The sequence below is a fragment of the Catenovulum sediminis genome, assembly GCF_007289895.1.
Taxonomy (GTDB): domain Bacteria; phylum Pseudomonadota; class Gammaproteobacteria; order Enterobacterales; family Alteromonadaceae; genus Catenovulum; species Catenovulum sediminis.
In genome coordinates, this window is sequence record NZ_CP041660.1 from 1,324,934 (window position 1) to 1,349,918 (window position 24,985).

Consider the following 24,985-nt stretch of genomic DNA (forward strand, 5'->3'; position numbering starts at 1 on the left):
TAATTATATATACAGGAGTTAAACATGAAATCGCTTTATACTGGCTTGCTCGCTTTAAGTTTATTCAGCGCAAGCGCAACTGCGGCACACTATGTTATTGATGATGATGAAAAAGGTGCGCATGCAGCGGTTAATTTTAAAATAAAACATTTAGGTTATAGCTGGCTAACGGGCAGATTTAACCGCTTCGAGGGACATTTTAACTACGAGCCTGGAAAACTAGAAGACAGCTCAGTAAAGGTGACAATAGATACCACTAGCGTCGACTCCAACCACGCTCGCCGAGACAAACACCTACGTGGTGATGATTTCTTATCAGTGGATAAATTCCCTAAAGCAACCTTTATCAGCAACAGAATCGAAACGATAAATGAAGAAGAGTTCAAGATCCACGGCAAGCTGACTTTACATGGCGTAACCAAAGACGTTGTAATCGATGCGACAAAAATTGGTGAAGGTAAAGACCCGTGGGGTGGATACCGAGCCGGTTTTACAGGCACGACAGAATTAGCGCTGAAAGATTTTGGAATTGACTATAATTTAGGCCCTGCTTCAACACATGTTCAATTAGAACTACATGTAGAAGGTATTCGACAAGATTAATTATTAAAGAGCGTAAACTTTGCTTTGCGCTCTAACCCTCCTTTGTTGTAAGACATTTCCCTATTTTCACCCCAACAAAATCCCTATCTCAAGTAGATAACTACACCAAAAACAAGCATAACCTATTGATAAAATTGGATATTAAAAATTTTCATTATTGAAAAACCATTTTTCAGTTAAAAATAATCTCTTACCTCCTCTTTTGCTAAAAGAAAAAAACGCTAATATATCTCTCGTACGGAACGCAACAGGACACAAACGGAGTTTGTTGCACCTTGGAGGTGTATTAAGGAATAACGGAAATGCATGAAGCATAACAATGAACATGATGTTCATTTCCACGGAATTGCAGGATGCACATTGGAAAAGCAGCTAACCGTCCAGGAAACGCCTATTTTTATAGGCGTTTTTCTTTTTTCTGCAGTAAATCACTTTTTGCTATTTAAATTGTAATTTAAACCCCCATATTGGCTAAGTCAAAAAATATAGCTTTCACATTGAAGGAAAAACAGTATAGTGCTGGCGCGAAAGCACGATACTGACTATAAATTATAAATGCGTAATAATTTATGATTGCTTACTCAAATTCTTTTTGATATAGATAGCCGTCTAGCGATAAGCTGGCGAACGATTTAGGAGAAGTGAGATGCCCGCTGGCACAGAAAAAAAAGCAACCGGCATAATAGCTCAGGCAGGTTTACAGCCTTACCAGTTAAATGCTGGTGAAGAGTATATGAATGAAGCGCAACTTGAGCATTTCAGAAAGATACTGACAACTTGGCGCAGCCAGCTTAGAGCTGAAGTCGATAAAACCATGCATCATATGCAAGATGAAGCTGCAAACTTTCCAGATCCGGTTGACCGAGCGTCACAGGAAGAGGAATTCAGTCTGGAGTTGAGAACACGTGATCGTGAACGAAAACTCATTAAGAAGATTGAGAAAACACTTCAACTTATAGAAAGCGAAGAGTTTGGTTACTGCGAAGAATGTGGCGTCGAAATTGGCATTCGCCGATTAGAAGCACGACCTACAGCTGACTTATGCATTGACTGTAAAACCCTGTCTGAAATTAAAGAAAAGCAAAACGCCGGCCTTTAATTGAAGATTGCAAATAGAAAGAAGCACGGCTCGTGCTTCTTTCTAATTTACTGAATATGAATTATATAGGCCGCTTTGCCCCCTCGCCTTCTGGATTACTTCACTTTGGGTCATTGACTGCTGCAATTGCCAGTTATTTAGATGCAAAACACCATCAAGGAAAATGGCTGATACGTATCGAAGACATAGATCCACCACGTGAAATGCCCGGCGCAAGTGAAGCCATATTAAAACAGCTTGAAAATTTCGCCCTATTACCAGATGAAGCCCCCGTCTACCAAAGCCATCGATTGCAGGTTTACCAGCAGCAAATTGATAACTGGTTAAAATCGGGCAATGCATACCCTTGTAACTGTACGCGCAAAAGACTTAAAACCCTAAAGCATATATATAATGGCGCTTGCAAAAATGCACAACTGCCAACAGAAGGCAATGCAATTCGATTTTGTAATACCACCAGCAAGGTTGACTTTAACGATAGAATAATTGGACATGTCAGTTTAAAGCGAGATCATGCTGAGCAAGACTTTATTATCAAACGCAAAGATGGGCTTATCGCCTATCAACTCGCCGTGGTCTTAGATGACATTGCACAAAACATTACCCATATTGTGCGAGGCGCGGATTTATTAGATACCACAATTTGGCAGCAAGCATTATACAAGGCACTGAATGCAAAGTACTCCCCTCAGTATGCCCATTTGCCATTAGCATATGCCGCAGACGGGCGAAAGCTAAGTAAACAAAACGGCGCCAAAGCAATATCGGCTGAACAGAATAAACAACTGACATTTCATGCATTACAACATTTACAGCAATCCCCGCCTGACAAACTTGCTAACTGGGATGTTAAAGCTCAGCTGCAATGGGCAATAGAACACTGGGATCTGACTAAAATTGCCAGATAGCGTGCAAATAATCAACGAATATACCCATTTGTAACAGATTGTTATATCATTGCGCCAGAATTTTTTATGGAAGGGCAGAACCATTATTACTCGAGTCATAAAATTGTGTAAAAAGGTATTAGGTAACCAACAAACAAACCACCTAAAACCAACGGCTAATTTGAATATTATCCCTCGCTCTGAACACAATATATCGCGCAAAGACATTAGCAAAAGTGCACTTAAAGTATTATACCGACTAAAAGATGGCGGTTTTGACGCATATTTAGTGGGCGGAGGTGTGCGTGATTTATTATTAGGCTTAAAACCTAAAGATTTTGACATTGTAACTAATGCAACGCCGGAACAAATCAAACGTTTATTTAGCAATTGCCGATTAATTGGCAGACGCTTCAGACTGGCCCATATCGTCTTTGGTCCGGAAATTATAGAGGTTGCAACTTTTCGCGGACATCACCAAGACGATGGCGAAAAAAATCAATCAGACCATGGGCAGCTCTTACGCGACAATGTTTACGGCACGATAGATGAAGATGCCGAGCGCAGAGATTTTTCGGCCAACGCTTTGTATTACAATATTGCAGATTTCAGCATTCGTGATTATTGGGGTGGTCTGGAAGCAATTCAAAAACGACAGATAGACTTAATTGGCGATCCAGAAACACGTTACCGCGAAGACCCGGTACGTATGCTGCGCGCGGTGCGCTTTGCAGTTAAACTAGACATGCAAATAACCCCAGCGACAGCTGATCCGATATATGAATTGGCACCGCTACTCCAAAATATTCCGAAAGCCCGGTTATTTGAAGAATGCTTAAAAATGTTTTTATCCGGCCAAGGATTAAAAACCTTTGAGATGCTGCTTGAATACAAATTAATGCAGCAAATATTCCCAAACTTAACACAAGCTTTTGACAAGCAAACAAAAGCCTATCAGCTCTTTACCATCGCTTTGGCGAATACCGATAAACGCATCAACAATGACATGCGGGTCACACCTGCGTTTTTGTTTGCAGCCTTACTTTGGTATGAAATGAGCGCAGCTCAAGAGCATTATTTACAACAAGGTTTACCACCGCAAGACGCGTTGCATATGGCGACATCTGCGGTGTTAGATTCAGGCCAGTTTAATGTCGTTATTCCAAAACGTTTTTCTACTGGGATACGTGAAATCTGGCAATTACAACCCAGACTCGAAAAAAGAGCGGGCAAACGTTGCTTAAAACTATTGGAATATCCAAAATTTAGAGCGGCTTACGACTTTTTATTATTGAGAACTGAAGTTGAAGGCGAACCTCTAGAAGAAATTGCAAACTGGTGGACTGAACTACAAAAAAGCGATGAAGCACAACAGGCGATGTTATTAGGGCAAATAAACCAAAACAACCGCAAGCCTAGACGCAAACGCCGTAGTAGTCCTAGCCGTCGGACCAACCGTAATAAAGAATCATGAATCAAGTGTACTTAGGTTTAGGCAGTAACCTGTCTAATCCTCGCCAACAATTAATGTGCGCACACTCAGCATTACAGAAACTACCGCAAGCCAGTGTCGTAAAAATGTCCTCATTGTTTGCCAGCAAACCTATGGGACCACAGGATCAACCTGACTATGTAAATTCGGTTGTTACTCTAAAATGGAGTGGCACACCAATAGAAATGCTGGATGCCTGCCAACAGATTGAACAGCAGCATGGACGAGAGCGCAAAGACGAGCGCTGGGGCCCACGAACGCTAGATATCGACATTCTGCTATTCGGTCAACACATTATCGACTCACAACGACTGACAGTGCCGCATTATGGCATGAAAGCGCGCGAGTTTGTGTTATATCCACTGGCAGAGTTACAACCAGACTTACAACTCCCATGTGGAACACAATTATCCAGCTTGTTACAACAAGTGCCGAAAAACGGCTTATATAAACTCGACTGAGTTGAGGTGCTTTATGCAAACTATTTCATCGATTGAAAGCCTACGTCAAACGATTCGTCAATTTAAACAAAACGGTCAGCGGGTTGCGTTTGTACCGACCATGGGAAACCTGCATCAAGGCCATCTAGAACTGGTGAAGCGCGCGTTTTCAGAAGCAGACAAAGTGGTTGTCAGTATTTTTGTCAATCCAATGCAATTTGGTCAAAATGAAGACTTAGACAATTACCCCAGAACATTAGAAGCCGACCAGCAAGCGCTATCTGCATTGGGCGTCGACTTGTTGTTTACCCCAACCCCACAAATCATGTATCCCAAAGGCTTAGATGCACAAACCTTTGTTGAAGTACCGGCGATTTCAGAAAACTATTGTGGCACTTCAAGACCTGGACATTTTCGCGGTGTTGCAACTATAGTCAATAAACTGTTTAATCTGGTACAGCCGGACGTTGCCTGTTTTGGTGAAAAAGATTTTCAACAACTACAGGTTATCCGCACTATGGTTGAAGACCTCTCAATGCCCATTAAAATCATTGGCGTGCCAACCGTTCGCGAAAAAAATGGGTTAGCGAAAAGCAGCCGTAATGGGTATTTAACAGAAGCACAAAAAGAACAGGCCGGCATCATTTATCACTGTATGCAAAGTGCAAAAACACAATTATTGAAAGAAAAAACTTCAATTCAAACAGTACAACAGCAATTAGCAAACACGCTCGAAACGGCCGGTTTACGACTTGATTATATCGCAATTGCCGATACCAAAAGCTTGCAACCGGCAACCGCGGATAATAAAAGTTGGGTTATTTTAGTTGCCGCTTATATGGGCAATACCCGATTAATCGATAATTTAGTCATTGAAAACCCCAATTTATAAGGGGTTTTCAAGCCTGTTTTTAGCTTCTATCCACTGAGCCATATATTGTGTGCTTTTCATAGAATGGTGTTGCAGCATAGCGCCGATAAAATTTCGGCTTCTATGTTGTGATAAATTATCCTGCAAATACGCTAATCTTTCGCTAAGTTGCTGCAAAAAAGGCTCAGCGACAAAATACTGATTTAATAAATCATAACCTTGCTGTTGGGCTGCCAACCACTTTGTTTCATCGGTATATAAAGCAACAGCCTTGTCAGCAAAATCATCAGGCTCGTTACAAACAAAACCAGCCCAATTATCCCGTTGTTCGTCATACATCCCTTCAGCACCAATGTTTGTGGTAACATTCGGTGTACCGGTTAACATGGCTTCCAATAACTTACCTTTTAAACCGGCACCAAATCGCAAAGGTGCTAAACAGACTCTGGCCTTGCTGACAACCGCTAACGCATCATCCGCCCAGCCTTTGACTAAAAAACCTTGTTTTGCATTGTGCAATTGGGTGGCTTTTTTCGGTGGATAAGAGCCATATATGTGTAATTCAGCATTTTTAAGCTGCTTTCTAATCAAAGGCCAAATGTTTTCTTTAAGCTGTAAAACGGCATCCCAGTTTGGTTCATGGCGAAAGCTACCAATAGAAACAAAGTGTTGCCTTTGTTCATAGCTAGCAGTTCTATTAATTGCACTATTGTCTACTGAGATATTGTTTACTGAGGCATTGTTTACTGAGGTATTAGGTGTCAGCTGATTTAACGCTTGCTGTGGCAAAACAAATGGCAAGTAAAAGAGCTTTTCATCTGCTAACTGAAATTTTTCTTTTAATAATTTAACTTCATACTTAGAGATCACAAGTGCTAAATCAGAGCGATAAATAGCGGCAATTTCTCGCAGTGCGATATCGGATAAATAATCCGATTCCGTCAAGCTTCGATTTTCTTTAAGCGCGCTATGGCGTGCTTTACGCAGGCATATTAAATCTTCCAGATCTAAAATACGCAAAGCTTGCGGACAAACCTTAGCCACACGCCAAGCAAATTGCTCTTCCATCATAAAACGATCAAACAACACAACATCTGGTTGTAAGTCTTCAAGAAAGCGATCAAAACTGATGTTATTCAATTCAATATTCGCTTTGTGAATACCTAAAGACTCAAACGGATAACAATGAGCACTGTCCGCCGCCGCACTGGCAAAGGTAATTTGATAACCTTGCTTAAGAAAATAATGTAGCAATGTCATCATATAGCGACCGGCTGCAGAAGAATCCGGCTCAGGCCAGACATAGCCGATCACCAACAACTTAGACATAATTAATCCAATACAATAATGACGCCCGCGTCATCAAAAAAATTACTTTTTAATAACTGCGCTAACTTACGAGCAGTTTCTTCATTGACCGTTAGATCGGTTCGGCTGCTTGCCGACTGACGCGCCTTTATCAACCAAGGTCGGTCACCGACAACGGGATGCTTTTGCGCAAAAGACGGATCGCGAGTAAATAACGAGACCAAACGTCCACTCGCCAAGATAGAAGATCTGGCTTGCTCTTTAGGATAAAGTTTTTTCCCTTTTTCACTGAACAACTTTGGCGACAAAGAAGGTACAAAATGCCCCCCTCTAACATCAATAATCAGGCCGGTTGGACGCGTCTCATTTTGAATGTGCGTCAGATTATTTTTAGCCGTTTCAATATTACCTGCTGCAATTTGCTGTTCTAGTTTAAGTATTCTATTTTCCAAATCGGCAAATCGCTCTGTCCAATTGCTATCCATATTGCTTTTTGCATGTGCGGCTTTTGGTGCTAGCCAACTTAACCCATAGCCTAAACCATCGATAATGTAATACATCGCACTTTTTTGGTTGTCTTCGTCAAATGATTTTTGATAAATACTTTGCGAAATATTTCCGGCTAACGGTGCACTCACAGTGACACGACACGTACTATCTGCCAATGGCATTTTTTCTGTAATCGTGGCGTTGCGAATAACGCCTTCAACTGACGTTCTAATTTCATCACTGGCGAGCATATAACGTTCAACGACGGTATTGGCCTGTACCCGAACCCCTTTCACCGCCTCTAATAAATTTCGCTGAGCATCTGCAATGGCGGCACGGCAAGCCAATAACGGTGCTACATGCGGCGGTTTATTCGGCGGCGCTGCGCCCATCCCTTCCGCCTGAATTTTCCCTTGTGTCCAATTAACAGCGCCAGCAGCACCGACAAATTCAGTATATTCAGCGGTTTTAGCATTTGCATAAACACCGCAACAAAAAAGCGCGCTGCACAGCAAAGTAGGTAACAATATTAATTTTTTCATTTTTGTTCCTTAGTATTTAACATCGCCCAATACCGACATTTCATTTGCTGCTGGAGACCATGTGTTATTTTGAGCTTGTACAGTATAAATAGACGAGCTTTGAATATGGAAAGGTTGATTATTCTCAAATTTACACTTCTCAAATTCAACTTGTGCGTGCCCAGAAACAATCACACCGGCAGTGTTGCTGCCTTTTATTAAGCTATTAGATACCTTAGGTTTTGCGGTACCAGATATGTCTAACGCACTAAACTGATTATTGGTAAATTGAGAATTGCGAATAATTGGCTGACCAGATTGAATTGTGATTGCAACATCAGCGCCATCCACTTCAAGATAATTTAGTTCAACCGATTGCTCACTGTTTAACGCGGCAAATTGCGCAAAACCATTAGCATCAGAACCTTTAATTTTAACCGGGTTATTCTGCTCGCCATAAATCCACAATTGGCCTTTAACATTTAATACGCCGCTACGGCTGACGATAATCTCGACACCGGGCTCGACTAATAACACGCCTGAATCCATTATTTGAATGGGTTGTCGAATATAATACGGGCTATTTTTCTGTGTTAACACCGCGCCACTTTTAATGGGTGCCGGAATATTAGAGGACAATGACGGAAACTCTAAAAAACGCGAGTCCGGCAAGGCTTTTACTACTTTTTTGACAATCTCACCTTCGTTTCCCGCATGATCCAAGGCGCTGATTGCAATGGTATAATCGACAAAGTTTTGCAGACCCGACAAAGCTACATTATTTTGCTGAGTGACTTTTGCCAGTGATTTTGCACCATTAGTGGGATCAAACAAATAAACATTATATGCCACAACATCCGAGCTAGGATGCAATGGCCACTGCAAAAAAACTTCACGATTGTTGGCATTAAATGAAATATTGCCGACTTTCTCTGGGGCAATATTATCGATCGTCAATAAACCAAACGGGCTGATCCAACGACTGATATTGCCATTTTGATCCATTAATACCCCTTCAACAACCACAGAATCTGCATTAGCTTTTTTAGAAACCGGTATTTTACCTATATATTCACCGGCAACCACTTCCTGCAAATCAAAACTGCCTACACCTTCAATAAAAGCTTGTGCTCGTTGCCCGGGTTGCCCTTGAATCCCGACTTCCAAAATATCGCCGTATTTGAGCACCCGCTCCATTCCGTTATGGACAACGGCTTTAATTTCAGGCCCAGCAGATGTCGTCAAACGTTTAGGCGCAGGCATAACGCGTGCTAACTCACGGCCTACATCATCGGCGGCACGCAGTAAGTTTTCTTCCTGTAAATGCATCGTTGCCAAAGCGGCATTTAACAACAAACCGATTGGCGTCACCGACGCACCACCAGCTCGACTGGTTGCGCTGTCTTCTTCCTGCCATAACAACTCGCCATTACGATTAACCAGCTTCAGCTCTACGCCCACTTTGATTTGCGTAATGATACCTGCAAAAATCCGGTCAAAATCGGTAATCGTACCAAATACCACAGCGTCCACTTCCAAAATATCGGCTAAATAGGCAGCATCGGTTTGATAGGCCGTTTTTAGGTCAATATTCGCCAGACGCAATTTGTCATCTACAGCTTGCCAGTGCAGCATGTGATAATTTTTAGAAGAAATGTGGTTATAAATAACCCGCCGCACAATTTCAAACGCACCGTCAGATTCGGTTTGATTTTCAAAAGGCAGAACTGCCAGGGTTTTCGGCAACTTGTCTTCGCTTAATTCAACAAGCTCTTTATCGCCTTCAATTATATTTTCTATTTGGTTAAGGGGCGCATTAACCAGTACTGCATCTTCGTTACTGACCGCACAACCTGCCATCAGCATCACCAAGCTCAGTGAGAGAAAAGTGACAATCCGCTTAAATATCATGCTGTTAATCCTTGAGGTATGGATATCTGCTAGAACCTTTAGTTTAGCTTAATTTAAAGTTTTGATCCTAGCTCGATAATCAGTAAACTTTATGAAATGTGAATTATTTTTGAGATACTATGGATCCTTTTAAACAACCTAATCATAAACTTGATGCTATTGGGCTGCGTTGTCCTGAGCCGGTCATGATGGTTCGTCAGGCAATTCGTAAGATGACGACAGACGAAACATTGCTGGTAACTGCAGACGATCCATCAACAACACGTGATATCCCGAGCTTTTGTCAATTTATGGATCATCGCTTACTGGCTCAGCAAACAGAACAAAAGCCATATCAATTTTTAATTAAGAAAGGACTATAAAAGGGCTTAAAAGACTCGCTATTCTTTTAAAGTTAGGCTTTAATTAGTCTCTGAACTTTATTTACAAAATAATCAAAACAAAGGTGAGTTTATGAGCTTGATGAACGTAGCTGAAGTAGCTGAGTTTTTGGGTGTTAAAGAAGTTAGAGTCGAGCGATTAGAAAGAGAGCATTTGTTAATCGCGGCTGAAAAGAATGAAGCGGGTGAACCTTTATTCGAAAAAGATGCTGTTGAGAAGTACAAAGAGCTCGCTCAACGTTTAGGTGGTTTATAAGAGGTACGAGGTAGCGTTAAGCCACACTTAACCTGCCTTATGGTTTTAAATGGATACATACACAATATTGCTGGTGTCAGCATCAAGCATACTGACACTTTTGCTGGTTACACTTCAACATACACTAAAACAGAATCAGTCAACCGGCTATTTTTTAGGGGCAACCCTTGTATCCGCTACCACCTTTTTATTTTCATACGCTTACAATTTACCCTCGCTAACTTTTATCAGCTTTTCTACATTTATTATGAGTTGGCTGATAAGCCACTCTAAACTTGCTGAAAAACCCTTAATATATGCTTCTATCGCGATAATACTAGCCGGCGTAGTCGGTGCAATATGTAGCTTTTGGGGTACTTATCTACCACAGCCCATTTATCTTTTTGCGGGCGCTTTACTGATTATTAGTTTACCGCTGTTTGTCAGCCGCTTTAATCTATACAACAGATCAACCACAGCCTTTAAATACAGCCAAGGCGGACAACTTTTTTTAATTGTTATTGCACTTTATTGGTTAAGTATTGCCGCAACACAAGCCCAACCTGCAAATAACTTTATTATCGTTTTAACTGTATTGTCTTTATTCAGTGCTGTATTTGCCTTTTTACACCACGACGTAAACACAAGCACGCACCGCGTTTCACTTCAAACGGATGCCAGACTAGATCCAACCTTACAACATTGGGCACTGCACGATACATTGACAGGCCTGCCGAACTCAATTTCTTTAGAACATAACTTTCGGCGAATTGTTCAACAAAACCCAAACTCTGACTTAGCCGTTGCGATTATTAAACTTGATGATTTTGAAACACTTAATCAAACACTCGGTTATAGTACAGGTGATATGGTACTCATTCAGATAAGCAAAAGAATTAACCAAACACTGGCAAAACAAAACTCAGTTTACACCATAGAAACACAAGACAAGACACCAGAATATAAACCAGAAAGTACACAACAGAATGCGCCAACCGATAAAAAACTAGCTGCTTTGTCGGGCCTCAGGTTTGCTTTTATTGCCGATCTAACACAACAAAAACATATCTTTGATTTACTGGTCAATGAGATAAGACAAGCAATTCCCGCTCCTATCCCGTATGAATCTATGATGCTTAATATTAGTTTCCGGTTAGGTATTGCACCTTGCATTCATCATTCATATGACATCCAAAAATTGCTGCAACAAGCACAACATGCGCTGGATAGTAACCAAACTCAGCATCTGGGTTACAGCACCTATTCACCTGATATGGAAGTATTTAACCAATCGCACCAGTCTTTATTAAGCGATTTAAATTTAGCGGTTAATAACAACCAGCTAGAGCTCTTTATTCAGCCCATTATTGATTTGAAAAGCCGTAGTATTGTGGCGGGTGAAAGTTTAATCCGCTGGCGACACCCGAAACAAGGCTTAATACCACCAGAGCAGTTTATTCAACTTGCTGAACATACTGGGGTTATTTATTCCATTACCCGTTGGGTGTTAACTGAATCAGTGCAAGCCTTGGTTAAACTCAAAAGTGAAGGGGTAGATTGCGCGATATCGGTTAACCTTTCCAGTAAAGATTTGCTACAACACGAGTTTATCGACTTTATCCAAAACCTGCTAGAAGCCAATCAGCTTGATGCAACACAACTGATATTAGAAATTCGCGAACAAGCGCTTATTCAAGCGCCGCAACAAAGCCATGACATTATTGAACGGCTCGACAGTATAGGAATTAAAACCGTTATAGACGATTTTGGCACTGGTTTTTCTTCACTCGCCTATTTACGCAAGTTACCCATTAGTGGCTTAAAAATCGACCGCCAGTTTATCGCCAATCTGACACAAGGTAGTCGGCATAAAACCTTAGTTAATACCATTATCGATGTGGGCCGCAACCTGCAATTAAAAATTTATGCAGAAGGGATAGAAGACAGAGAAATAGAACAAAAAATGAAAGAAATGGGCTGTGATTTAGCCCAAGGTTTTTTGTACTCACGCCCAATTGAATTTGCCGGTTTTACCCACTGGGCGAAACAATGGCGGCAAAAAAACAATCAATATGAGGCGCGTTAAACTTTAGTAAACAAACTTTTATTCAACGACAATGTTATTTGTTAATGGGTTTTGCTTTTAGGCAATTAAGCACTTCACGTATTAAAATTTCAGGCTCAGTGACACAATTATCACCGTCTGCCAGTTGCCAATTTAAGCCAACCAATAAATCATCCTTTACTAAACCTTCAAACCATTTTTCGCAAAAAGCGCTCCACTCTACAGAATAGGTTTTAAAGTCGCTATAACCACTATTTTGTTGAATAAAAGCATGTGCTTTTTCTTCACTTGACCAAAATGGCATACTGCACTGCCCGTCTGAACCAGCAGGTGTCGGAATACCTTTGTCATCTAATATGGTAAACAGCTTTTCTGATGCGGCAACTTCTCTATAAAATGGGTATTCAATTAAATGGGTAGACATGGTGTAACTCGTATGACGATTAATCGGACCATTTTATACTGAATATTTGTTATGTGTCACCACAAGCTGATATATCATCGTATTATTTTTCACAGCGATACCTTAGCTACCAGACACTTTTTCCAGACACTGTTTTTATTTCCAGACAATTGCCACGTAGTGCAAATCGCATTTACCCGCACACTGCAGTGGCAATATCGTAACCAAGCGCCACCCTTTTAATGATTCACTGAATCAAGCTCGTCAAAATCGAGTAAATAATCACTTTGTTTCGCTCGGTTGGCATTCACTTTGTTTCTATTAACCGTTACTTTTACTTGGCGGTTTATTAAAAACTCGACAACATGATCAACCGTTGTATCGATATTGCGATAAAAGCTGCCATTAATTTGCGTATGTGTTTTTAATGCTTGTTTATAAGCCGTAAAAAACGCAGTATCCACTTGGCAAGGGTGTGACCAAAATTGCTCTAGAGGCTGATAACTGGTTAACCCTTTTATATTATAGTTGGCACGTCCCATCACCTTTGTCGGTTTATGGTGATGTAGAGACGAAAGCCCTACCGTGCTGTTTACAGTGACCGTACCCACACAGTTTTTTAACAAGGTCGGTAAGTGCAGTTCGTGACCATAAATAACACGTTCTGAAATATTTAATTTAGCAGCAATACGCCGAATAAGCTTTCCGTAGTGGCGAAATCCCCTGTCCATTGGATGGTGTTTGAAAACTAGTTTTTTATCAGCCGGTGCGTGCAGTGCAAAAGAAACTAAAACACGCCGCACAAACTCTTTTACATCATGATAATCAGAGTGCGCGATTATTTGGCTGTCACAATGCACTTGCAAGGGTATTAAAAAATATTGTCCAGACCAGTTTTCAACAATCCATTTATCTAAATTACTTTGTGTAAGCTTGTACTTCCATTTTCGGTAAATTGAGCACATCCAATACTGGGCTTCTTCAAGTGCAGAATAACCTCGGTGATGGCCATCATTTGCTAACCATTTTTTACTCATTGTTTTAGCGAAATAGTAAGCTGTGCTATAAAACAATCGTTGAAAAAAGGTTTGCCCAAATGCAACTTCAGGTACTCGGGCCAACTCATGTTGAGTCGCCATTAAAGATTCAGCGTCCGTTTTGCTGGATATAACAAGCGGTGAGTTTGCGTTTACCCCACCATTTTCCAATGTAATGTAATCGGGGCGGATATAACCCTCTTCAAACACCCAAAACTCAATACCATATTTATGGCACACATCTTTTGCCACCGAATGGTATTTTCTACAATCACCATAGAGTACAACTGCGTGAATTTTATTGCGCCTTACAAACATTGCTAAATAGCGCTGCCAACTGTTTAAACTACCCCGGTAGTTAAAAACATGTTCGGCGCCTGAATAGAGTGCATCACCACCATTAAAATTAATTTTATAAGTAGTGTTACCCAACTGAGTTAGCTTTTTGGCAAGTTTGCCGAAAAAAGGTCCGAGAGGTCCTTGTAAAAACAATATATTGCTCATAATGTGCAATCATTCCCTTAGGGTCGAACTGATATGTTAATAATTAGCTTGTCTGCTTATACGTCAAAGCTTCAACAATAAAACGTATTTTACGCCAGTTACGACTAAAAAATGTATTCAATTGTGACCGGCCAGCAAATTGTTCTGCTTTACCGGTAAATCCTTCAATAATTTGCTCTGGCGTCGTAAAGAAACCTGACTCCCAGTCAATGTATTTTGGGTAGTCGATTAAACTACCGTGCACGAGTTCAGCTAATGTTAGCTTTTTTGTGCGTCTTGTTATAACCAGGTCGTCATGCGTTAGTCCCCATCCTGCGTAAAATGGAATACCGTAACAATGAACTTTTTTTCCCCTTAATAATGCTTCAAAGCCAGCTAACGAGGACATAGTATGTAACTCATCAGCAAGCTCTATCATTTCGATTATAGATGTTGTTTGCACCTGCAAATCGGCTAAAGATTCAACTTCAATTTGGGGTATATCGCCTGTTCGGTTACCACTTAATACATCCGGATGGGGTTTATAGACTAAATACGCATCTGGGTTTTGTTGTCTAACCTGCTTTAACAGGCTTGAGTTAGTTTTCGTTTTAGGGCAACCGGTTTGAATCGAAGCATCATCTTCTACCTGACCAACAACCAGAATGACTTTTTTACCATCGGGTTGAAACGCATCTAACTCTGTTGAAACTTGTGCGACATTATATTTTGAAACCTTACTTTGTACCAGTAAGGTTATGAGTTTTTCGGCACGTTTTATTTCAGTTTTATTAAACACTTTATTTTGTAAGATATTTTCTAAATCGCTGGGCTGTCTGGGATCAAAATAAATACCTGTTTTATCAATGACCAATGATGCAGGTCGTCTTAAATCAGCACCAAGCCCAATTGACCGGACAAAGCCGTCTTCGCAGCGTAATATATTAGTTTTAAGGTGTTCTGGCGTCTTTTCTGGTAAAGGTTTAGCCCCCCAGATGAGCAAACCATCATTTTTTTTAGCTTTTAAATTATGGATATTTTCGCTTTTAATAAACTTCACGCTTTTTGCATAGTGTCTTAAAAAATAGGGCAAAAACGCACGTTTCCATAGGCTAAAATCGCAACAATATAGTCTATCAAAGCGTTTGTTATGATGACTATTATGGCCAGCCACACCTTTTTGTAACTGAATAAAATGGGCAATATCTTCCGGTTCGCAACGCTTTTTGCTTATCGGATGTACATATCTGACATAACAAAAATACGCTGCAAACACTAGGTCATCTATGCTAACAACGCCGCGTTCCGATTTTAATTGCAGGCGGCGTTGTGGTATTTTCCCACGATCATCTGTTAACCCCCAGCCAGCGTAAAAAGGTGCACCAAAAGTGACAACGTGCTTACTGTTGAGCAGCGCCTCAAACCCCATTTGCGAACACACGGTATAAACTCTTTCAACCTGCTGAATCAGCGCTATAGGATTACAAGCTTGATAAATAAATTGCACTTTTTTTGAAGCTAACCACTCTGCTTTTACCCACTCGGTTTGAATAAAGCCTGTTTTTTTGCCAAGTAATACGTCTGGGTGAGTTTTTATATAAATAGTTGAATTTGGATTTTCATCCAATGCAGCTTGCAACATTTTTTTAAATGCATCAGCACTGGCGTAACTATATTCAACCGACAAATCACCAAAGGTTTGGTCTATGACTAAAACGGCATTGCGTTCAAGCAAAGGTGCATTTTGCGCTTGCCCGCATAAGTTGTATTTGGTTATTTGGTTGTCGATTAAACTTTGCCGAAAAGCCTGAACCCGCGCTGTTAAATTTTGATGATCACGACGGCTAACATACTCATCGTTAGACAAGTTTAACCTAGCACTAAACTGCTCTGGAATACCCGCTGCAATATAAGCTTCCATATCAGACGGATTGGTGGCATCGTAATAAATGCCAGTGGTGTCGACTGATAGAGATAATAGGTTAGATTTTGCAGTCGGGTGGTTTAGGTAACCGATAAAGCCGTCTTCTACCCGCCAGAATGGTAAATTGTGCTGATCAGCATATGCTTTGGCACGAGCGGCTGAGGGTTTGAGGCCCCAGCCGGAGATAACCCCTCCCATTAAACAAAATTGACGAATCTTGATAAAAGTCGGCTTGTTGTGTTTAAAGGGTCTATTATTGCGTTCCACTAAAACCTACAACTGACAAACTTTCGTTTCAAACATTTTCTTAGTGTGTTCCACATATGTATGCGGGCAAAAAGGGGAACTTTCTAAATCATTTGACAGAAAATTGTCCATACCAGATACCAATCCAGCGATGGAGTTTTCCACCAAGTGTCCATATTTATTTTGTAGGACACTTGCAGAACCAGGGATATTCGTTGAAATCACAGGAAGCCCGATCGTGAGCGCTTCCAGTAAAACCATCGGCTGTCCTTCGTAATTGGAAGAAGAAACAAAACAATCACATTTAGAAACAAAGTAAAATGGATTTGAAAGCTGTCCAGTCAATGACACTCTTTCTGTTAAATCAAGCTCTTCAATCAACTCAAGAAGAGTTGCTTCAAGTGGACCAGCTCCCATAATATAAAGATGGCAGTTCGCATACTTTTGCGAGATTGTTTTAAAAGCTAAAATTAGCTTCGTTTGGTCTTTTTCAGGTGATAACCGTCCAACGTTAACAAAGTTGATCATTTCATCTTTTGGGAGAAGGATACCTTCAAGCTTAACCCTTCCATCCCGAGTTTGAATTTTGTTAGGTACAAATCGCTCAAGATTATGAATGATTATCCCCTCATCTAACGATTTTTGTTTTATCTCGTCAGGGACTATCGCATTGTGAACGTAGTCAAATTTCCCTTTGAGTTTAGGGTATAGCGGAAGCAGGTTGCTTATGTTCAAATTCATCGTTGGTTTTGACACTGATATGATTTTGTCAAACAAATTATAAACTTCAAAAATCCCCTTTAGAATGGGGAATCTCGCCAACTGCTCTGATAACATATCATTGTGTTGGTATATTACTTTTGTTTTTGCAGATGTGTTTGCAAGCAACAAAGCCCAATAACGAGCGTAACCGCTAAAATCAATTACAATGTCCCACTGTATATCCCCCAACAGCCGTTTGGATTCTCTTTCAAACACACGATTTACGTGCATTAGATGCTCGTCCGAGAAAAACACATTGTGCTTATAAAACTTGTCCAACAGGTTCTTCTCGGATTTGGACAAGCACATTGCTCCAGCCTTATGTATAAACGAGCATCGATTATCGAACCTTAACAAGGTTTCTTTTCGTTCTTCGTCATTATCAATGTCGCTACCAGCGGTAACAATCGTCAATTCAAATTTTTCATGGTCAATACTTTTTGATAGGTTAACTGCTGAAGTTGTTATACCGTTATTCCTTAGGCCACCAACATATGCGATAATTTTCTTCTTTCTAGGCTCCTCGTAGGCTACCGCTTCCGGTTCTAGCAATTGGTGAATCAATCTACTCGCCCCACCTTCGTCTTTTGGCATATAAAAAGGCTCTGAAGGCTTAACAGAAGAAGTATCGACGTCGGGATAATCGTTGTTTTTAATGCAATGTAAAACTGACTCTTCGTCCATACATACACTTGCAGGAAATTCCTGAATCGCGAAATAAAAACCACGTGAAGATTCGTATTGCTGTAAATCATAACAATACAAAATAACAGGACGAGATAGCACAAGGTAATCGAATATAATACTTGAGTAATCTGATATAAGAACGTCTACCGCACTTAAAAACTCGTTAATTTCTATATTTTCGTTTATTATTTTTATGCTGTCATCAAGCAAAACAATGTGCTTACGGGCCATATTATGCACAGAAAGTACAACTTCATATTCATCTCCTAAATTTCGCTTTAAGCTTTGCACAAATGACAAAATTTCTGTTGCATTTGATGTGGATTTGTTGAGTTCCCCACGCCAAGTTGGTGCGTACAGAATTACCTTTTTACATGCATCAATTCCTAACTTTTTCTTCTGTTCGAGGGGATCAGCGCTCAAAATCAAATCAGCTCGCAAATTGGAGGTTTGCACCCTACTTTTAAATACTAAGTTGTCTACATCTGCGGAGTTCAATAGTTTCCGAGCCGTGTATTCATTTGGCAACACGATGTGAGAAGCCTGCAAAAAGTTTCTTGCACTATTTTTGTGGACTGTAGGCGTGCTCCCCTCATCTTTAAACATCTTCTTGAGGGGTACCCCATGCCATGTATTTACGTAAACTTGCTCCTTCCTACGGATAAAGTAAGAGGGGAATGTTGAATTATTAAAAAGATATTTAGATGTACACAAAAATCTTACATATTCTTTTGAACCAACCTCGACAAAACTAACCTGAGGGTTGTTTTTTAATTCCTCTGGAATTTCCCCCAAATGCTTGAGAGCCCAAATATGCTTGAACTTTTTTTCTGTATCAATTTCCAACCATTTTTTAAAAATCGCATAGGGTGAATCAGATACAGAGCTTCCATGAAAAGCTTCGTACAAGACTGTATTTGGATCCAATGGAGAGCTTTCGTAGTACATACTGTAAATAGCTTTGGGGTCATATTTATTTACAACCCTTTTTGAACTTACTACTGCCTTTTTGTTGCCTGCTTTTCTTTTCTCTGCAGGTATAGCATTATGTTTTTTACCATTAGATGTACGTTTTATGTAATTGTCCAAAGCATCTCTAAAATATAGTGCAGGGGAATTAATTAATTTTGATAACTTACTCATTGCATTTTAACCTGTTAGCTACAGTACTCGTATAAGTACTTTTCAAATTTATGTTAGAGTGAAACATTTCTAATTGTCGATCATATCTAGCAGTCCATTGACCTGTATTAACTATTGAAAATAACTCGTTAATAACAGAAGCTATATCTCCGTGTAACTTGGAAGGAAATACAGATTCAAAATCATACAAAAACCCTCGGTCTTCTGATTTATAGGAATGAAAGTCCAACGAATACCCAACAATAGGTTTCTGCAGTAACAAATAATCAATCCAGATACTTGAATAGTCTGTAATCAAACAATGTACATGTTTTAACAACAAATTTGTTTCACTAATAAACTTATCATTTAGTAACAAAATACCCGACTCACTTAAATCTATATTTACTGGATCAGAAATATGATTTCGAACAGCAAAAATTAATTGATGATCATCACAGAACTGTTTCAATAGTTTTAAGTCACGCAGCAGGGCACCTTGAAAAGTAGCTCCTAAATTTTCTCTAAAAGTCGGTGCGTACAATACCAATTTCTTACCATTTAACACCTCTTTCAATCTAAGCTGCGCCAACTCTAGGTCTAAAGGCAATTTATCTGAATTGGTTATATAATCATATCTAGGCAGACCAGTATTTAAAACTTTAGTCGGTGCAAGCCCAAAGCAACTTGCCATTGCTAAGCGGTCAATGCAACTGCTACAAATTAGATAATCATACAGTTCACTGTTTTTAGTAATTAAAGCTTTCCGGCTGGGACTTACATGCGGCATTGCCATTTCTATCGCTTTAATCGGGACCCCATGCCATAAATTGACCACGGTTCTAGATTTGCGCTTATGTGAAATGTAAGCATCTCGGATTGAGTGACTCAGGAACAATTTTCCTGATGTCAATATGTGAAAAAGTGCCACCGCATTAAAACGATTCAACAAAATGATATTTTGTTGAATTAAAGCCACCTTCTGCTCATTCGAAACTTCACCTTCAAAAAACACATACACTAAATGTTTTTGCTCAGCGTAATATTCTGCAACTTTTCTTAAGTTGCATCGAATGCCGTACTTTGCTTTAGCCACAAATATGTACTTATCTGGTGATTTAGGAAAAAAGATGTCTAGGCACCTCACCAGCGCGATCCTAAACTGACGCCGTTTGAGTTTAAAAAAGCCCTTTATTGAACTCATACACAAACCAAACTAAACAAATTGTTTTGCGCCAAAATAACTCAAAATCCCATCAATAATCTCTGAAGTGGAAACACCTTCTGTTCTAGGCAAATACACGACTTCGCACAACTCTCTGTAGTGGTCAAATTTCCCCTCCCAATCATTACCCATAACAAGGATGTCTGCATTGTGAGCGGTTATGTAATCACCTTTTAATTCGAGTGATTCTTCAAGAAAAACATCATCCACACAGTGAATACTTTTAATAATCCGCTTTCGCTCGTCTTGACTAAACACAGGGTTACGCCCTTTTTTGCTGAAGTTGAGTGCATCAGAGGAAACGCCAACAATTAGTCTATCTCCTAATTCTCTAGCTCTTTCCAGTACGTTAACATGACCTACATGGAAAACATCAAAGGTTCCAAAGGTAATAACTGTTGTCATATTCTACAACCCCAACACTACCGCAGCACTCACTGCGATTTGGTAAATAATTTGTGTGATATCTTTACTAAATTGCAGGTACTTAGTATCGACCTTAGGTAAGATAAATATCTCGTCTCCGCCTACAATTTTAGCGCGTTTTAATTTGCTGGTATCGTCAGCTAAATACTTTTCAAATTGTCCGTTTTTGTGCATCACTATCACGTAAGTTGAATCTTCGCTTTGGGTATAACCACCGGCTGAATTAATGTAATCAATCACGCTCGATTTTTCTTCATGGGTAATTGCACTTGGAAAAACCACCTCGCCATGCACCAATACCAACGGCGATTTACTTGGGATGCGGATAATATCACCTTGTTCTAGGTGGATATCTTTGAATACGTCTGCATTGGTTAAAATAACTTGTCCGCGTGGTTCTATATTTTTCGCCCGTTCAACCCACTGCAATATCAATTCAGCTTCTTTTGCTCGCAGTGCCGCCGCCTCTTGGGTAGAAGAACGTGCAGTCAGTACACTGGATTCAAGCGATTGCAATGAAGTTTGCAACATGTCTCTTTGCCTTGCTTTAACACTCTTTCTAAATAACTGAATGCCAGACAAATCAGATAAATTGTTCAGCTCAATTTGCGCAATCAGAGATTCTAAAGTTGAGCCATGCGGTAATATATACTCACGTTCACTTTCATGTTCACCTTCAACCCGCACTGAAATTGAGCGTTGTTTTTGGTCGGAAACAAACACCACTTTATCGCCACTTTGCAGCTCGGCCTGATTTGCCGCATCGATTGCATAATAATCAACAAACTGTTCAGTGCCTGAATTTCGATAGATGCGAACGTGGGTGACAACCGGAAAGGGTTTAACAAACTGGCGGATATAACTCAGTGAGGCGCTTGCCGAATTAAACTCGACAGCAACGGGCTTGCTGACTAAACCTTCTACACTGACATAACTTTTTCGTGCGCCAACAAATAAAGTATCACCATCGTGTACTTGGTGTGCCGCCATCGCTCCTTGGTTTAAAAACTCGTATAGGTTAAATGTTTGCACCACTTGCCCAGAGCGAATTAATCGAATATCCATATAACTGCCGCTGGTTGCATGTATGCCTTGTGCTTTATCTAAAAAGTACAAAATAGAGTCTGATGACAAACCCGCATATAAACCGGGCTGTTTAACACCGCCGGTCACATATACTTTGACCGGTTGAGCACTTTCAAGCGTTGCATAAATATGTACATTGTTCTGAAAAACTTGTTTTACTTTGCTTAAAACAACTTGGTTAAGCTCGCTGTTTTTTACACCGCTGACCATAACGGGGCCAACTTTGGGAATAAAAATATTGCCTTGTTTGTCTACTTCAAATATTGCATCTAAACTTGTTCCACCCCAAATCTGAACACGAACCTTATCTCCTAAAGTTAACTGATAATCTGGGTTAAAACCATTAAATGACTGGTTGGCAAATTCACCATTAAAAAGCCAATCACCATATACCTGTTCTTGTACTTTATGTTGCACTTTATATTGTACTTGTTGCTGTACCGCGGCGTAACTCACGCCTGTGAGCAAACATAAAGTGAGTAAAAATATCGTCTTTTTCATTAGTCTTCTTTATGTTCCTTAACAGTTGCTATCAACATGACCAAGATGCCATACAACATACCTAACAGCAGGCTAATGGTGACAAACCAGTACATACGTCTGGGATACAAAGCTTCTTCTGCGATGCTTGGTTTAGCCACCACAAGTAAATGTTTGAGTTTTTTGTGCGCTTCGGCACGTGTTTTTTCTAAACCTAATAAAGCGGCTTTATATACATCAGCCGCAAACTCTATCTGCATTTTTAAATCACGATACTGGATGTCCAGCTCATTTAAAGAAGTGGAGGATTTATTAACCAATTTGGCTTGTTGTTTGTTAATTTGATTATCCAGCGCTTTAATTTGATTTTGTAAGGTCACAACTTCTGCAGCGGTCGGATTCATGTAACTTAATAAGGCTTCCAGTTCGGTTTTTTTATTAATCATAAGTGACTCTAGTTCTGCGATACTCGATAGCACGGCCGCGCTTTGTTGCTCGGTGCTGAAAACCTGTTCCTGATTCTGAAACTCAGTCAGTTTATTGGTGAATTCTGTCAACTTGTTGTGCGCACGATTAAGCTCATTTTCGACAAAGGAAACTTCCTGCAGCGCAATTTGATGGCCGAGTTGGTTAATAAAAGTTTCGGCTTGCGTTATCACTTCTTCAATCACCTGATAAGAAAAATCGGCCGAAAATGTACGAACTGAAATAGAAATTAATCCGGATATATCATCAAATTCAACATGCACTTTATCTAGGTAATAATCATAGTATTCTTCGGTTGTTGCATCCTTAGCTAACCGGCTTAGCCAGTCAGCCTCAAACTCAGAATAATGGCGGCGCAAGGCTAATTTTTTATCGAGGTGCAACATCATGTCTTTCGACAATATGTATTCTTGTATTAAATACGCATCTTTAGACTGACCACCGTCCAATCCAAACATAGGTAAAGAGGTCGAAGCAGCTATAGCGGGCTCGTCTGAATTTCGGGTGACAACAGAGGCTTGCGATTCGTATTGATTGCTGGCGATTAAAAATAAGTAGATAGCCACCATAACAACAGGCGTGACTAACCAGACCCAATAGTGAAAGGATAAAAATAATCGAGAGGATGTGCCGGCGCTTTCTTTTGCAAGCTGAAAACCGATTGAATCTAAAATGAAAGCTTTTGGATTACGGACAAGCTTTCTTAACTTCCGTGTCATACTACTACCATGAGAATCTGGAACCGTCATAAAAGTTTCTTATTTTATCAAAAAGGGGGCTAACACACCATTAAAAAAATATAAACCAGAGCTTCACGCTTGATATTGCTGAATGCCATCTTCTACATTTTCATACAGGTGTAATTGTCTGTTTTGCAGTAAAATAGCCATATCGCATTGTTTTCTAAGGGTGCCCATATCATGTGAAACCATTATCACATTGGCATTTTTACGTTTTTCTGCCATCGATTCAGCACATTTTTTACGAAAAGAGGCATCACCGACAGAGGTGATTTCATCAATCAGATACAGCTCAAAGTCAAATGCCATGCTTAAAGCAAATGCCAGTCTCGATTTCATTCCCGACGAATATGTTTTGATCGGTAATTCAAAATAATCTTTGATTTCAGAAAAATCTTTAACAAACTGGCAGGTATGCGAGATATGCTTACGGCCATATACGCGGCAAACAAACTCTACATTTTCACGCCCTGTCATACTGCCCTGAAAACCGGATGCCAATGCCAGCGGCCATGAAATACGCTTGTTTGATTGTATGCGGCCTTTATTGGGAAAGTCGATTCCGCCCAATAAACGCAGCAAGGTTGATTTACCCGCGCCATTTGGCCCTAAAATAGCGACATCACGCCCTTCAGGGATGGTAAAAGTAACGTCCCGCAAGACATATTTTTTACCCAATTTTGTTGCGTAATATTTAGTGACGTTTTGCAGTGCAATCATGTCGCCACCATTCGAGTCCAATGGCTACGGTATAAACGCAGCGCTATAAATAAACTGGTTAAACTACAAACAAATAAATAAAACAAACTGGCGTGTGCGGTTTCAAAATACTGAATAAAACCGGTTCGGAACAGCTCTACTGCGTGTAATACCGGATTCCAAATCAAATAAACATGATATTGCGGTGGGATCATATCCAAGGTAAAAAATATACCTGAGATAAACATCATGGGTTTCATGGCGATGCTTAAAATTTTGTCTGATTCTGGAAAAAAATCGACCATAAAAGCGCCGATCATGCCAAGAGATGCTGATAATACGATCAGTAAAAAAACAATCATAAAACAATACAGAATGTCATTTATTGCCACCTGATACCCCACCCAAAAAAACAATGCCAGCAAGCACGCTGAGGTAAATAGGAAGATGCCGGTTTCTAATATAGAACGAGCAATAAACGTATTGATGGGTTTGACATAGCGGTAATGAAATAACCCCTGATTGGCTTTGCAGGCATTTTTACATTGATTAAAAAGGTTTTGAAACAGCAGAAAAGGCATAATACCCGTGTAAATAAAAATAGGTGTCTCAACGCCGCCAAAGCCTTCGCGCGCTCTAACGCCAAAAATTACAGAGAATATTAAGACATGCGCCATGGGCTCGGCCAACGCCCAAAAAATACCTAACCGAAAAGCACCAAATCGCGTTTTAATTTCTCTTAAAAATAGCGCGAAAGTCACATCACGCATCACGATGAGGGGCGTCCGTTTGACATGATGATTTACTGAGTGCAAAGCCACAGTCCTTTATAACTCATTTGAATAAACCTAATTAATCTGCTGAACAACCCTTAAAAA

Annotated in this window: 22 protein-coding genes; 9 read left to right on the forward strand and 13 right to left on the reverse strand. The window is 40.1% G+C overall.

Annotation, left to right across the window (positions count from 1 at the left end; translation table 11 throughout):
* The first annotated feature begins 24 nt into the window (after positions 1-24).
* The 6 genes from FNT16_RS05215 (at position 25) to panC (ending at position 5,413) form a co-directional block, all read left to right on the forward strand.
* Complete coding sequence (locus FNT16_RS05215; RefSeq protein ID WP_143870542.1) at positions 25-603, forward strand: YceI family protein; 579 nt, start codon at positions 25-27, stop codon at positions 601-603.
* A gap of 646 nt (positions 604-1,249) precedes the next feature.
* Positions 1,250-1,702, forward strand: coding sequence for an RNA polymerase-binding protein DksA (gene dksA / locus FNT16_RS05220; protein ID WP_143870543.1), 453 nt, complete (start codon positions 1,250-1,252; stop codon positions 1,700-1,702).
* A gap of 56 nt (positions 1,703-1,758) precedes the next feature.
* On the forward strand, positions 1,759-2,610 hold the full coding sequence (gene gluQRS, locus FNT16_RS05225; protein WP_143872874.1) for a tRNA glutamyl-Q(34) synthetase GluQRS: 852 nt from the start codon (positions 1,759-1,761) through the stop codon (positions 2,608-2,610).
* Positions 2,611-2,770: 160 nt separating this feature from the next.
* Positions 2,771-4,063, forward strand: coding sequence for a polynucleotide adenylyltransferase PcnB (gene pcnB, locus FNT16_RS05230; RefSeq protein WP_246072377.1), 1,293 nt, complete (start codon positions 2,771-2,773; stop codon positions 4,061-4,063).
* Positions 4,060-4,542 carry a 2-amino-4-hydroxy-6-hydroxymethyldihydropteridine diphosphokinase gene (folK, locus tag FNT16_RS05235; protein WP_143870544.1) on the forward strand — a complete coding sequence of 161 codons (483 nt, stop codon included), beginning with the start codon at positions 4,060-4,062 and terminating at the stop codon, positions 4,540-4,542. The genes pcnB and folK overlap by 4 nt, the downstream gene beginning before the upstream one ends.
* 13 nt (positions 4,543-4,555) lie before the next feature.
* Positions 4,556-5,413, forward strand: a complete 858-nt coding sequence (gene panC / locus FNT16_RS05240; protein ID WP_143870545.1) for a pantoate--beta-alanine ligase — start codon at positions 4,556-4,558, stop codon at positions 5,411-5,413.
* Here panC and FNT16_RS05245 read toward each other — a convergent pair.
* The 3 genes from FNT16_RS05245 to FNT16_RS05255 are packed head-to-tail and all read right to left on the reverse strand — an operon-like array spanning position 5,408 to position 9,621.
* Positions 5,408-6,721: a glycosyltransferase family 4 protein gene (locus FNT16_RS05245; protein ID WP_143870546.1), complete on the reverse strand. Its 1,314-nt coding sequence runs from the start codon at positions 6,719-6,721 to the stop codon at positions 5,408-5,410. The two genes, panC and FNT16_RS05245, sit on opposite strands and share 6 nt — an antisense overlap.
* 2 nt (positions 6,722-6,723) lie before the next feature.
* Positions 6,724-7,731, reverse strand: a complete 1,008-nt coding sequence (locus FNT16_RS05250; RefSeq protein WP_143870547.1) for an LPP20 family lipoprotein — start codon at positions 7,729-7,731, stop codon at positions 6,724-6,726.
* Positions 7,732-7,740: 9 nt separating this feature from the next.
* Complete coding sequence (locus tag FNT16_RS05255; RefSeq protein WP_143870548.1) at positions 7,741-9,621, reverse strand: GNA1162 family protein; 1,881 nt, start codon at positions 9,619-9,621, stop codon at positions 7,741-7,743.
* Positions 9,622-9,740: 119 nt separating this feature from the next.
* Between FNT16_RS05255 and tusA the strand changes: the two genes are divergently transcribed.
* From tusA to FNT16_RS05270, 3 genes are all read left to right on the forward strand, one after another.
* Positions 9,741-9,983, forward strand: a complete 243-nt coding sequence (tusA, locus tag FNT16_RS05260; RefSeq protein ID WP_143870549.1) for a sulfurtransferase TusA — start codon at positions 9,741-9,743, stop codon at positions 9,981-9,983.
* A gap of 91 nt (positions 9,984-10,074) precedes the next feature.
* Positions 10,075-10,257, forward strand: a complete 183-nt coding sequence (locus tag FNT16_RS05265) for a MerR family transcriptional regulator (RefSeq protein WP_143870550.1) — start codon at positions 10,075-10,077, stop codon at positions 10,255-10,257.
* Between the two features lie 49 nt (positions 10,258-10,306).
* On the forward strand, positions 10,307-12,322 hold the full coding sequence (locus FNT16_RS05270; RefSeq protein ID WP_143870551.1) for a bifunctional diguanylate cyclase/phosphodiesterase: 2,016 nt from the start codon (positions 10,307-10,309) through the stop codon (positions 12,320-12,322).
* 34 nt (positions 12,323-12,356) lie between these two features.
* Here FNT16_RS05270 and FNT16_RS05275 read toward each other — a convergent pair whose 3' ends face one another.
* The 10 genes from FNT16_RS05275 to FNT16_RS05320 form a co-directional block, all read right to left on the reverse strand.
* A complete protein-coding gene (locus FNT16_RS05275) occupies positions 12,357-12,725 on the reverse strand; it encodes a DUF2750 domain-containing protein (RefSeq protein ID WP_143870552.1) in 369 nt (122 codons plus the stop codon).
* Between the two features lie 218 nt (positions 12,726-12,943).
* Entirely contained in the window at positions 12,944-14,245 is a 1,302-nt protein-coding gene (locus FNT16_RS05280) for a capsule biosynthesis protein (RefSeq protein ID WP_143870553.1), read from the reverse strand.
* A gap of 43 nt (positions 14,246-14,288) precedes the next feature.
* A complete protein-coding gene (locus tag FNT16_RS05285) occupies positions 14,289-16,415 on the reverse strand; it encodes a capsular polysaccharide biosynthesis protein (RefSeq protein ID WP_143870554.1) in 2,127 nt (708 codons plus the stop codon).
* A gap of 6 nt (positions 16,416-16,421) precedes the next feature.
* Positions 16,422-18,986, reverse strand: coding sequence for a glycosyltransferase (locus FNT16_RS05290; RefSeq protein WP_143870555.1), 2,565 nt, complete (start codon positions 18,984-18,986; stop codon positions 16,422-16,424).
* The gene (locus tag FNT16_RS05295) at positions 18,979-20,169 is read right to left on the reverse strand and encodes a CDP-glycerol glycerophosphotransferase family protein (RefSeq protein WP_143870556.1); all 1,191 of its coding nucleotides are present in this window, start codon (positions 20,167-20,169) and stop codon (positions 18,979-18,981) included. The genes FNT16_RS05290 and FNT16_RS05295 overlap by 8 nt, the downstream gene beginning before the upstream one ends.
* Before the next feature lie 12 nt (positions 20,170-20,181).
* Positions 20,182-20,595 (reverse strand): FAD synthase family protein, encoded by a 414-nt coding sequence (locus FNT16_RS05300; protein ID WP_143870557.1) that lies wholly within the window; start codon positions 20,593-20,595, stop codon positions 20,182-20,184.
* 3 nt (positions 20,596-20,598) lie between these two features.
* On the reverse strand, positions 20,599-22,203 hold the full coding sequence (locus tag FNT16_RS05305; RefSeq protein WP_143870558.1) for a polysaccharide biosynthesis/export family protein: 1,605 nt from the start codon (positions 22,201-22,203) through the stop codon (positions 20,599-20,601).
* Positions 22,203-23,417: a KpsE/RkpR family capsule polysaccharide export protein gene (locus tag FNT16_RS05310; RefSeq protein WP_143870559.1), complete on the reverse strand. Its 1,215-nt coding sequence runs from the start codon at positions 23,415-23,417 to the stop codon at positions 22,203-22,205. The genes FNT16_RS05305 and FNT16_RS05310 overlap by 1 nt, the downstream gene beginning before the upstream one ends.
* A 63-nt stretch (positions 23,418-23,480) precedes the next feature.
* Entirely contained in the window at positions 23,481-24,128 is a 648-nt protein-coding gene (locus tag FNT16_RS05315) for an ABC transporter ATP-binding protein (RefSeq protein ID WP_143870560.1), read from the reverse strand.
* The gene (locus FNT16_RS05320) at positions 24,125-24,922 is read right to left on the reverse strand and encodes an ABC transporter permease (RefSeq protein WP_143870561.1); all 798 of its coding nucleotides are present in this window, start codon (positions 24,920-24,922) and stop codon (positions 24,125-24,127) included. The genes FNT16_RS05315 and FNT16_RS05320 overlap by 4 nt, the downstream gene beginning before the upstream one ends.
* Between the last annotated feature and the right edge of the window lie 63 nt (positions 24,923-24,985).